The organism is Mediterraneibacter flintii, assembly GCF_055387595.1.
Genome location: NZ_AP031405.1, coordinates 3,612,895 through 3,624,287, shown reverse-complemented (window position 1 = coordinate 3,624,287; position 11,393 = coordinate 3,612,895). Strand labels below are relative to the sequence as shown.

11 protein-coding genes are annotated in these 11,393 nt (G+C 40.5%); 10 read left to right on the top strand and 1 reads right to left on the bottom strand.

The genetic code is table 11. The annotated features are described in order from the left end of the window. Positions 1-206 precede the first annotated feature (206 nt). From ACZ5C4_RS17255 to guaA, 8 genes are all read left to right on the top strand, one after another. Positions 207-755, top strand: a complete 549-nt coding sequence (locus ACZ5C4_RS17255) for an HdeD family acid-resistance protein (protein ID WP_464522060.1) — start codon at positions 207-209, stop codon at positions 753-755. Positions 756-785: 30 nt separating this feature from the next. Further along, entirely contained in the window at positions 786-1,703 is a 918-nt protein-coding gene (locus ACZ5C4_RS17250; RefSeq protein ID WP_464522059.1) for a putative ABC transporter permease, read from the top strand. 162 nt (positions 1,704-1,865) lie between these two features. Beyond that, positions 1,866-2,129 carry a sporulation transcriptional regulator SpoIIID gene (gene spoIIID / locus ACZ5C4_RS17245; protein WP_464522058.1) on the top strand — a complete coding sequence of 88 codons (264 nt, stop codon included), beginning with the start codon at positions 1,866-1,868 and terminating at the stop codon, positions 2,127-2,129. Positions 2,130-2,316: 187 nt separating this feature from the next. Beyond that, positions 2,317-4,017: a sensor histidine kinase gene (locus ACZ5C4_RS17240; RefSeq protein ID WP_464522057.1), complete on the top strand. Its 1,701-nt coding sequence runs from the start codon at positions 2,317-2,319 to the stop codon at positions 4,015-4,017. Next, positions 3,999-5,531 carry a response regulator gene (locus ACZ5C4_RS17235; RefSeq protein ID WP_464522056.1) on the top strand — a complete coding sequence of 511 codons (1,533 nt, stop codon included), beginning with the start codon at positions 3,999-4,001 and terminating at the stop codon, positions 5,529-5,531. Before ACZ5C4_RS17240 ends, ACZ5C4_RS17235 begins: the two co-directional genes overlap by 19 nt. Before the next feature lie 127 nt (positions 5,532-5,658). Beyond that, on the top strand, positions 5,659-5,886 hold the full coding sequence (locus tag ACZ5C4_RS17230; protein ID WP_186876656.1) for an HPr family phosphocarrier protein: 228 nt from the start codon (positions 5,659-5,661) through the stop codon (positions 5,884-5,886). Between the two features lie 205 nt (positions 5,887-6,091). Continuing rightward, on the top strand, positions 6,092-7,450 hold the full coding sequence (locus tag ACZ5C4_RS17225) for an MATE family efflux transporter (protein ID WP_464522055.1): 1,359 nt from the start codon (positions 6,092-6,094) through the stop codon (positions 7,448-7,450). Positions 7,451-7,594: 144 nt separating this feature from the next. Then, the gene (guaA, locus tag ACZ5C4_RS17220; protein WP_464522054.1) at positions 7,595-9,142 is read left to right on the top strand and encodes a glutamine-hydrolyzing GMP synthase; all 1,548 of its coding nucleotides are present in this window, start codon (positions 7,595-7,597) and stop codon (positions 9,140-9,142) included. A gap of 217 nt (positions 9,143-9,359) precedes the next feature. On the opposite strand, the gene ACZ5C4_RS17215 is transcribed toward guaA, so the two are convergent. Continuing rightward, a complete protein-coding gene (locus ACZ5C4_RS17215; RefSeq protein ID WP_464522053.1) occupies positions 9,360-9,890 on the bottom strand; it encodes a helix-turn-helix domain-containing protein in 531 nt (176 codons plus the stop codon). Positions 9,891-10,075: 185 nt separating this feature from the next. Here ACZ5C4_RS17215 and ACZ5C4_RS17210 point away from each other — a divergent pair, with 185 nt between their 5' ends. Further along, entirely contained in the window at positions 10,076-10,309 is a 234-nt protein-coding gene (locus tag ACZ5C4_RS17210; protein ID WP_464522052.1) for a LysR family transcriptional regulator, read from the top strand. A 4-nt stretch (positions 10,310-10,313) separates the two neighbouring features. After that, positions 10,314-11,393 carry a site-specific integrase gene (locus tag ACZ5C4_RS17205; RefSeq protein ID WP_464522051.1) on the top strand — a complete coding sequence of 360 codons (1,080 nt, stop codon included), beginning with the start codon at positions 10,314-10,316 and terminating at the stop codon, positions 11,391-11,393.

The following is an 11,393-nucleotide window of genomic DNA, read 5'->3' as shown; positions in this document are numbered from 1 at the left end:
ATAAAAGAGGAAGAGTGGTATTTTAGAAAGAACACTCTTCCTCTTTGTATATTTTAGGTTTTTATGTACCTCGTCGAATGAAGCTCATTATCCTGGAGGGAATGTATTGCAGTGTACCCTTTAGGGGATAGTATTTTCAGTAATTAATAATTTTATAGGGAATCTCGGAAATATCTGTTATAATTAGAAGAACGGAGGTAGGTTAAATGAGACAGTATCTTAAAATAAGGAGATCTGCGTTGTGGACGTCTATTGCTTTTATTATACTTGGAATAATACTGGCAATATATCCAGAGATGAGTGGAATTTTATTTACCAGGGGGCTGGCAGTAGTTTCCCTAGTTTATGCAGCAGTACGGTTTTACGGATGGAGAAAGGAAAGATTGGAAGGGTATCTGGCGATAGGAGACTTTGCTGTGGGTGTTGTGTTTACTGTGATTGGATTGATAGGAATATTCAGCCCTGCGGTAATTCTATCTTTTCTGCCGTTTGTTACAGGTGCAGCTTTGATTTTAGATGGAATTGTAAAAGCACCTGTTGCGATTGAAATGGTGAAAGTGGGAGATGCTTACCATATTCCAGTTGTAGTAGCAGCTGTTCTGCCGCTTCTGTTCGGTGTATTTTTGACAGCTTTTCCATTTCAGGTCGCTACGGCGCTGATTATGGTATTTGGAATTTTTTTGGTGATTGATGGAGTCTGTGATATTATCAGCGTTGCCTATTTCCGGAAATATGAAAAAGAAAATGAAGAGTAAGGGTGCAAGAAAATAGAGGAGAACTTAGAAATGTATACTTTGTGGCAATGGCTTTTGTTTTTTTATATATACAGCTTTATAGGTTGGATTTGGGAGTCCTGTTATGTTTCTGTGCAAAAGCGCAGATGGGTAAACAGAGGTTTCTTAAACGGGCCTTTTCTTCCTATTTACGGATGTGGTGCTCTTGCTGTGCTGATTAGTACAATAACAGTCAGAGAGAATGTGTTTCTCATTTTTCTGTTCGGGATGACAGGCGCGACTATTTTGGAGTATTTTACTGGTTGGGGGATGGAAAAGCTTTTTAAAGTAAAGTATTGGGATTACAGCAGGCAGCCGTTTAATTTGAACGGCCATATTTGTCTTTTGGCATCTCTTGGTTGGGGGCTGTTTTCTGTGATAATGGTGAGAGGAATCCATATTCCAGTCGAATGGGCTGTGCAGGCGCTTCCCGGGACAATTGGTGAGAGTGTGGCATTTGGGTTTACGATATACATGAGTGTTGACTTTACGCTTTCTTTCAGAGAAGCTATGGATATGAGAGAAATGCTGGAGAAATTACAGGAGAGCAAGGATTATATACGCAGAATGCAGAAACGGCTCGAGGTGATTTCAGCAGTTGCGTCAGATGAATATCAACAATATCTATTAAGCAGGGAGCAAAAGAAATCAAACAGAAGAGAACGGTTTGCGGACAACCTTTCGGCTATGAGAACGGCGAGAAAGAAACTTTTAGAAGAGTTGTGGAATAAAGCAGAAGCTTTGAAAAGCGGAAATGAAAATGTTATAGAACTAAAAGAAGTAAAAGAAGGAATCCGCAGAGAGCTTCTCAAAATGAGTGAAAGAAGGACAAAAGAGTACAAGAAGATTGTGGGACATTTGAGAAGAAATCCAAAGGTGATTTCTAAGAAATACCAGGAAGTACTGGATGATATTAAAAAATTGCTGTGAGAAGCATAAAGAACAAATCCGAAAGTGGACTATGCCGTATGTATAAGAAAAAGAGGCGCCGGACGTATGAAAGGTAAAAATAAAGCTGTATAAAAATAGGAGGAAAGCATAATCAAAAATTTCCCAGCATAGATTGTAAAAAACGAGTATGGGAGATTATCCTTGAAAGAATACATAGAAGAACGGGCAATAGAAATAGCGAATTATATTATTGAAGAAAAGGCGACTGTGAGGCAGACTGCTAAGAAATTTGGAATCTCTAAATCTACGGTTCACAAGGATGTCACGGAGAGGCTTCTTTTGATTAATCCGTCACTGGCGCGCGAGGCGCGAAAAGTTCTGGACATGAACAAATCAGAACGTCATATCCGCGGAGGGCTTGCAACAAGAGAAAAGTATCTTCACCAACATGAAATTATGATATAATGAATTTGGCAGGGATAATGCATAGCAGAAAAGACATAAGCTGGCTCCGGACATGGCAAAAGCGATGACGGGGCTGGTTTTGCTATACCTTATCGGGCGAAGCCTGCCATCCCGAAGGGAGTGAGCTGCGGTGTGCCCTTTAGGGTATCATATAAAAGTACGAGGAAAAAGTGATAAGGGACAGTTTATGAAGAAAGAAAAGACTTTAAGGCAACGACTGATACGTGGATTTATTCTGGCAGCTTTAATTCCAGTATTGATTTTTGCACTCTTTTCCCAGATAAATTTCTGGAGGGGAATGAAAGAAAATATGGAGAGGCAGATACAGAATAATCTGCGGAGTTCAGATCAGTGTCTGAATATGACGTTGGACAAGTATGAAACCCTTCTCCATGATTTTTGCACAGGGAGTGAGACGGTTCGCACAATAGAGCAGATGAATGAAGTAGTTGGAGAGATGGATGCAGAAAGAGAACTTATGCAGGAAAAGCTCCGTCATATCTGTACCAGTAATACGGGATTGGCAGGAATTGTTATTCAAACAGAGCAAGGAGAACATGTTTTTTATGATCGGTTAAATGATTCTTCCAACAACAATACATGGATGAAGAAAATAGAGATACCTGACTTGAAAAGGGGAGAGACTTTTTATGGGACAGGTCTTTCTGTTGCGGCGGAAAAGGAAGAGGTATATTTATTCTGGACTGCTGAAAATATCATGTCCAGTGATGGAAAAGTATTGGGAACAGCCATTTTTTGTATCTATGAAGAAGTAGTGCGCAATGCACTGACGGCAGGAATCGATACAGAGAGTTATCTTTTGGACGGAGAAAAAATTGTAAGCGCTTCAGATACTTCTATGATAGGAAAAAGACTGGAGGATATTAAGTCAAAGACATTTCGTTATACAAAAACGAAGAATGAAATGAGTGGTTTTACAATTTGTAATGTGCAGCCTCTTTCTGTTTATCATCATATGAGGGAAAAACAGGTCTTGCTTTTGATATTTGTTGCTGTAGTAGGGATTGCGGTTATGATTTTTTTGATTTACCGCATGACGCGCCCGTACTTGAAAGCGGTTGATGAGTGGCTTTTGGTGATGAATCGCGTAGAAAAAGGGGATTTCTCGGTAAAAATCCAAAACGATAAGAAAATGCCGAAAGAAATCCGTAAAATAGAAAATGGATTCAATGAAATGCTTTCTCATGTAGAAAGCTTAATGGAACAGGTAAAGCAGGCGGTGGTAGAGCAGAAGAACGCGGAGCTATATGCTTTGGAAGCGCAGATAGATCCTCATTTTCTTTATAATACACTGGATACAATCAACTGGAAAGCGATAGAGAATGAGCAATACGAGATTAGTGAAATGGTAGGAGCGCTTGCAGATATATTAAGGTATACGGTTTATAATATGGGAGAGACAACAACAATCCGGCAGGAATTAGGATGGCTGAACGAATACATATTACTGCAAGATGCTAAAAAGGGAAAGAAGATAGATGTCAAAATCCAAGTACCTGAAAAATATATGGGATACAAGATTCATAAACTAATTTTGCAGCCATTAGTGGAAAATGCAATCCGACATGGATTTACAGGTGGGGAGGAAAAGGATATTCTGCTGATTCAAATCAGAGAATCAGAAGAACAGCTTCACATTATGATAGGTAATAATGGCAAACGAATCCCTCCTGATATATTGGAAAATCTAAATAATGAAAATATAGAGCTGGACGGACATATGGGAATCGGAAATGTAAGAAAAAGGCTGAAATTATACTATGGAGAAAAAGCGGTGCTCTATTTTGAAAGCGAGGAATACAGCTATACAAAAGTACATTTGTTTATACCCGGAAAGGAGGAAAAGAGATGCGAATCGCAGTCGTAGAAGATGAAGCATTGATTCGTGAAGGCATGGCAAAGATTTTGGCGCGGATAAATCCGGAGTATGAATTAATAGGAACGGCCAGGGACGGGCAGGAGGGGTATGAGCTGATTCTGGAAAAGACGCCGGATTTGGTTATTTTGGATATACAAATGCCGAAAATGAATGGTCTTGAGATGTTGAAAAAAATAAGAGAAAAAAATATAGAATGTAGATTTCTGGTACTGACAGCTTATTCAGATTTTAATTATGCGAAGCAGGCGATTGAGCTTGGAATTGAAAATTATCTTCTAAAACCTATTAAAATTGCAGAATTAAAAAAGGCACTTTATCAGATTGAAGAGAAACTGTCGCGGGAGCAGAGCAAGGAATCCGCCTTTTCTTTGGATAATATATTTATGGGGTGTATGAACGGCCAACTGCATCCAGATGATGGCTTCCATGAGATGACAAAGGAAAAATATGGGTTTACTGTGAAAGACAAGGCGGTATTGTTTATCGTCTGGCTGGGGGAACAGTATAGGAATCGCAAAGAGGAGGCAAGGATACAGTTAGAATGGGTGGGAGAACATGCACTTGATTTTTCTGCACATATTATCGAGGCAGATGCATGGGAATCATTGATTATGATTCTGTACAGGATGACTGGAGTGGAGTCAAAATATGAATATTTTCAGAAATCTGTTGTTCCAATGCTGTGTACCTCTTTGAAGGGCCCTGTTATCTGTATATGGAGAGAAATGGAACATATGACGGACATAGCAGAGGAATTGAAGAAAATGCAGGAGGAAAAGGAATGGAATCTTCTCTTTGACCGCGGTGCACTGATACGAAGGGAGGATATCAAGAACATGCATCCGGTACCGATGAAATATCCGGTTGACCTGGAGGAGCAAGGAAAGCAGGCCGTTTTGAACGGAGAGCCGGAAAAGGTGAAAAGCTGTTATTATAAATTATATGACTATTTCCGAAAGGAAACATATGAACCAAAAGAGATGAAAGAAGTACTTATTCGGTATAATCTGTTCATTGTGAATACATATAAAGCCATAGGAGAACTAGAATCAGAAATGCAGATACAGGAGATTATGCAGAGCATAGCGGCAGCAATTAGCTGGGGACAGATACGCAGCGCTATGGAGAAATTTTTTGGCCTGATTCTGTTTGAGACACCGAAAGATTCAGAGGAAGGGCAGATCAGTACACTTGTAAAAAAGGCGAAAAAGATAATGAAGCGGTATTACGATCAGGGTATTACACTGGAGGAAGTGGCAGACCGCCTATTTGTATCTGAAGAATATTTAAGCAGACAGTTTAAAAAAGAAACGGGTGTAAGCTTTAGTGAGACCATGAGGAAATACCGGATTGAAAAGGTGAAGGAATTATTATTGAATACACATTTGAAGCTGAACCAGATTGCAGAGCTTGCCGGATATTCAGATCCAAAGTATATGAGCAAGGTTTTTAAAGAAGAAGTAGGCGTACTTCCCAACGAATTTCGGAAGTCAGTTCATTAAATTATTCCCCCTTTTTTAGAAATTTCTCCCTTTTTATTTCCAGAATTTATGATATGATACGAATAACTTCCAGAGAAGGGCTTGAATATATACTATAAGGAGAAGTTAAAAAGAGGAGAGATCAATCATGAGTGAAATGAAAATTACATTTAAAAATCCGGAGGAAATTCTTGATTTTGTAAACACAGTTTCCAAATATGATTTCGATATGGACTTGAAAAAAGGCAGAATTGTAGTAGATGCGAAATCCCTGTTAGGCATCATGCATCTTGGAATCAACAATATAATCGAGCTGCAGGTATACGGAGACGACTGTGAAGAATTAAAGCAGGAAATTTCCAAATATGCTGCATAGTAATCCTAAAGGGGACACTGTAATCCATTCCTTTCAGGATAGCGGGCTTCGCCCGATAAGGTATAGCTTGTCTTAGAAAACTTCCCGGCGTATAATACGCATTGGGAAGTTTTTCATTCTGTCGGGAAATGGTTTTACCTATGTGGAAAAATGTGTAAGGGAAGAGAAAACAGGTAAATGAAGTAAAAAGAAAAGAGATGGGAAAATGGGGAAATATAAAATAGAGAAGGAGCGACTTTTATTTGACAACAAGGCACTGGCGACTTTGATTATTCCGCTGATTATAGAACAACTTCTGGCAGTTTTTGTTGGAATGGCGGATTCGATTATGGTTGCGAGTGTAGGAGAAGCGGCCGTATCAGGAGTGTCTCTGGTAGACAATATTATGATTTTGTTTATCAATGCATTTGCGGCGCTTGCTACAGGAGGAGCAGTCATTGCAGGACAGTATTTGGGACAGAAAAATGAGAAAGAGTCCTGTAAAGCGGCAACACAGATGATATGGTTTATAACAATCTTGTCACTTGTAATTATGGCAGGTATTTATCTGGCGAAGTGGTTCATTCTACATGTAGTATTCGGACAGATCGATGCAGATGTAATGGCGCATGCCAATACTTATCTTCTTATTGTGACGGCGTCCATTCCCTTTATAGCGTTGTATAACGGTGGAGCAGCGATATTCAGAGTTATGGGAAATTCCAAAGTTTCCATGCAGGTATCCATTATTATGAACGCAATTAATGTCAGTGGAAATGCTCTCTTAATTTTTGGATTCCACAGAGGAACAGAGGGCGTCGCGATTCCCACATTGATTTCCAGAATTACAGCAGCAGTTCTGATTATTATATTGCTGGCACAACAAAAAAGAATCATTCATATACAAAAATCACTTCATTACAGACCGGACTGGAGAATGATAAAAAGAGTCTTGGGAATCGGGATTCCCAACGGCCTGGAAAACAGTATGTTCCAGTTGGGCAAAATTATCGTATTAAGTCTGGTTTCTACGTTTGGTACCTATGCAATCGCAGCAAATGCGGTCAGCAATGCAGTCGCTAATTTTCAGATTCTGCCAGGTATGGCAATCAATCTTGCTATTACCGCTGTAATTGCGCGTTGTGTAGGCGCAGGAGATTATGTGCAGGCACAGTATTTTACAAAGAAGCTGATTAAATTGGCATATGTATGTATATGGGTAGTTAATCTTTTGATTTTCTTACTGCTTCCGGTAATTTTATGGGCATATAATCTATCAGATGTTACAGCAGAAATGACCCGAAAAATTTTATATTTCCACAGTATTAGCTGTATGATTATATGGCCGATATCTTTTTCCCTGCCCTCTACGCTGCGGGCAGCGGGAGATGCAGCGGTTACGATGGTTATAGCACTGGTATCTATGTGGATTTTTAGAATTGTATTTAGCTATGTGCTGGGTGGATATTTGAAAATGGGTGTATTCGGTGTATGGGTGGCTATGGTGATTGACTGGTGTTTCAGGTCAATTTGTATGAGCTTACGGTATAAGAGTGGAAAATGGAAACTGATTCGGAGTATTTGACATTTTAAATGCTTGTAAAAGCGGAATGTCTCACTTATAATAAGAAAGAAGTTACCACTGTCGGCAAAAGAAGAGAATGTGTTTATACACAAAAAAGTGCCGGCGGAAAACGAAAGAGAATAGAAGAATAACAGGAGGAAGACCTTGAAGAATGAATTAGTGATTGTCCTTGATTTCGGCGGGCAGTATAATCAGTTGGTTGCAAGACGTGTCAGGGAATGTAATGTGTATTGTGAAATATACTCTTACAAGACAGACATTCAGAAAATCAAAGAAATGAATCCGAAGGGAATTATCCTGACAGGAGGGCCGAATAGCTGTTATGAGGCAGATTCGCCGACATATTCAGAGGAGTTGTTTAAACTGGGAATACCTGTGCTTGGACTGTGCTACGGCGCCCAGCTTATGATGCATGTGTTAGGCGGGGAAGTAAAGAAAGCAAATGTCCGAGAATATGGAAAAACAGAGGTAATGGTTGATAAGACTTCATCTAAAGTATTTCTGGATGTATCAGGACGGACGATTTGCTGGATGAGCCATTTCGATTATATTGCACAGACTGCCCCAGGGTTTGAGATTACAGCACATACAGCAGACTGTCCGGTAGCGGCGGCAGAAAATGAAGCGGAGAAGCTATATGCGATTCAGTTTCATCCAGAAGTGCTTCATACGGTAGAAGGCACAAAGATGATTAACAATTTCGTAAAAAGAGTCTGCAAATGTTCCGGAGATTGGAAGATGGATGCTTTCGTTGAAAATTCGATTAAAGAAATCCGGCAGAAAGTCGGCAGCGGCAAGGTACTGTGTGCTTTGTCCGGTGGTGTAGACTCATCTGTAGCAGCAGTTATGCTGTCAAAAGCGATTGGAAATCAGCTTACTTGCGTATTTGTAGATCATGGTCTGTTGAGAAAGAACGAAGGCGATGAAGTAGAAGCAGTATTTGGGCCGGAGGGACCGTATGATTTAAATTTTATCCGCATAAATGCGCAGGAGCGTTTCTATGATAAGTTAAAAGGCGTAGAAGAACCGGAGAGAAAACGGAAAATTATAGGAGAAGAATTTATCCGAGTATTTGAAGAAGAGGCGAAAAAGATTGGAGCCGTAGATTTCCTTGTCCAGGGTACCATTTATCCTGACGTGGTGGAGAGTGGCTTGGGCGGCGAGTCAGCAGTAATTAAGTCCCATCACAATGTCGGGGGGCTGCCGGACTATGTGGATTTTAAAGAGATTATTGAGCCTTTACGTGATTTATTTAAAGATGAGGTGAGGAAAGCAGGGCTGGAGATGGGAATTCCAGAACATCTGGTATTTCGCCAGCCATTCCCAGGCCCAGGACTTGGCATCCGTATTATTGGAGAAGTAACTGCTGAGAAAGTGAGAATGGTGCAGGATGCGGATGCAATTTATCGTGAGGAGATTGCAAATGCAGGACTGGACAGAAGTATAGGACAGTACTTTGCCGGACTTACGAATATGAGAAGTGTCGGTGTCATGGGAGATGAGAGAACCTACGACTATGCGGTGGCATTAAGAGCTGTGAATACGGTAGATTTTATGACTGCCGAAGCCGCAGAGATACCGTTTGAAGTGCTTAATAAAGTAATGAGCAGGATAATAAATGAAGTACGGGGAGTTAACCGAGTTATGTATGATCTGACCAGTAAACCACCGGGGACGATAGAGTTTGAATAAATTGATAGGTCGTAAAACCCCAGGAGTTATGCGGGTTTGCGGCACTTCAAGAAGTCTTTTGATAATAATTTGATAACAGTTATATCAGAGCGATTATTCTCTCTATCCAGTGGTTTTTGGGTAAGAGAATGATAAAAAACGGCTTTTAGATATAACAATCCATATTAAAACGCCCTTAGCTGTGGGTAACACTGCTAAGGGCGTTTTGTCGTTCTTATCAATCTGTTTTGAGTTGGTCTTTGAATTGTTCCAACAAAGCGTCGCTCAATTCCTGTGACGGGACTTTCGTCCAAAACTGTGTGGTGTCGTACTTTGGGTAGTGGTAACGCCATTGGTCATACTGTTCTCTGTCGATTTCGTCAGCAGATAGTTTGTCCGCCTGCTCTTTCCAAGCATAGAGCATTTTCAGTAACTCGGCAGCGTCCTTGCCTTTATCCTTGTTGACTTTCAGACAGACTTCGCCATCTGTTTCGCTGACAGTCAGACCGTAAATATCCTCAAGGGTAAATAAGGTGTGCATAAGTCCGATGTAGCTGTCAATGTCAGGAACATCAAGAGCTTGCGGTGCAACATCGAGAGCCTGTGCTAATGCGGAAGTAAGCTCCGCCTTTGGTTTCCGTGTTCCCGTTTCATACTGTGCTAAACGAACATCAGCACTTCTTTCGGGGAAGCCGACAGCCGTACCGAGATACTTCTGTGTCATTCCACGCATAAGTCTGAAAAAATGTATTCTTTCGCCGATAGCCATAATGTTTCACTCCTTGTTTATGTATCTGCAAATAGTATAGCAGATATGTTTAGGAAAAGTCAATAGAAAATGAAACAAAAAAGTTTAATATTTTCTTTGCAGCCACTTGACATAAACAAAAATGCTTAGTATAATCAAAATACGAAATTAAACTATTATGCTTAGTGAAAAGAAAGGAGGATTGTATGGAAAACAGATTTATTCGTGCAGATGATGTGGCACGGGAGCTTGATGTATCAAAGCCGTATGCTTACAAACTTATCCGACAATTAAATGAGGAATTGAAAGCAAAGGGTTTTGTTACGATTGCAGGGCGTGTAAACCGCCAGTATTTTTATGAAAGGCTCTACGGAGCAGGAAATCCACAAAGGGATACCACTATGTCCTGCAAGGCAGGACGGGAAAAGGAAAGGAGATGAAATAATGCCAGTATTCAAAAATGAGGACAACGGCACTTGGTATGTGATGGCTCGCTATGTGAATTGGAAAGGCGAACGCAAGCAGAAATGCAAGCGTGGATTTACCACAAAGAAAGAAGCACAGGAATGGGAGCGAATGTTTCAGTTGCAGACTTCTTCCGACCTTGATATGAGTTTTGAAGCCTTTACAGAACTGTATATCAAGGATGTGAAAAATCGTCTGAAAGAAAACACTTGGCTGACAAAGGAGCATATCATTCGCACGAAGATACTGCCCTTTTTCGGCAAGTTGAAAATCAGCGAGATTTCCACAAAGGAGATTATCACTTGGCAGAATGAAATGCTTGCCTATCGTGATGAGAAGAAAAAACCGTACTCACAGACCTATCTGAAAACGCTGCATAATCAATTATCAGCTATTTTTAATCACGCTGTACGCTATTATGAGCTGCGTTCCAATCCTGCGGCAAAGGTGGGAAATGTGGGGAGTGAGGAACACAAGGAAATGAAATTCTGGACAAAAGAAGAATACAAAAAGTTTGCCTTTGAGATGATGGATAAGCCTGTTTCCTTTTATGCTTTTGAAATGCTCTATTGGTGCGGTATTCGTGAGGGTGAGTTATTGGCTTTGACTGCCGCCGATTTCAACTTTGATAAGGAAACGGTTACGATTAACAAATCCTATCAGCGTTTGCACGGCGAAGATGTGATTACCACTCCGAAAACGAAGAAAAGCAATCGAACAATTAAAATGCCGAAATTTCTCTGTGAGGAAATGCAGGAATATCTCGGTATGCTCTACGGCTTGAAAAAGAAAGACCGTATCTTTACAGTAACGAAAAGCTATCTTCATCACGAGATGGACAGAGGGGCAAAAGCCGCAGGAGTGAAGCGTATTCGCATTCACGATTTAAGGCATAGTCACATTAGTTTGCTGATTGATATGGGATTTTCTGCGGTGGCGATAGCAGACCGTGTCGGACACGAAAGTATTGAAATCACTTATCAGTACGCTCACTTATTTCCGTCAAAGCAGACGGAAATGGCAAATAAATTAGATGACTTGGGGAAAGGAGATTTTTAA

Bases quoted from the DNA above. Each gene is read 5' to 3' on its own strand.
- ACZ5C4_RS17255 (WP_464522060.1), top strand. From the start codon at position 207: ATGAGACAGTATCTTAAAATAAGGAGATCTGCGTTGTGGACGTCTATT.
- ACZ5C4_RS17250 (WP_464522059.1), top strand. From the start codon at position 786: ATGTATACTTTGTGGCAATGGCTTTTGTTTTTTTATATATACAGCTTT.
- ACZ5C4_RS17240 (WP_464522057.1), top strand. From the start codon at position 2,317: ATGAAGAAAGAAAAGACTTTAAGGCAACGACTGATACGTGGATTTATT.
- ACZ5C4_RS17235 (WP_464522056.1), top strand. From the start codon at position 3,999: ATGCGAATCGCAGTCGTAGAAGATGAAGCATTGATTCGTGAAGGCATG.
- ACZ5C4_RS17230 (WP_186876656.1), top strand. From the start codon at position 5,659: ATGAGTGAAATGAAAATTACATTTAAAAATCCGGAGGAAATTCTTGAT.
- ACZ5C4_RS17225 (WP_464522055.1), top strand. From the start codon at position 6,092: ATGGGGAAATATAAAATAGAGAAGGAGCGACTTTTATTTGACAACAAG.
- ACZ5C4_RS17215 (WP_464522053.1), bottom strand. From the start codon at position 9,890: ATGGCTATCGGCGAAAGAATACATTTTTTCAGACTTATGCGTGGAATG.
- ACZ5C4_RS17210 (WP_464522052.1), top strand. From the start codon at position 10,076: ATGGAAAACAGATTTATTCGTGCAGATGATGTGGCACGGGAGCTTGAT.
- ACZ5C4_RS17205 (WP_464522051.1), top strand. From the start codon at position 10,314: ATGCCAGTATTCAAAAATGAGGACAACGGCACTTGGTATGTGATGGCT.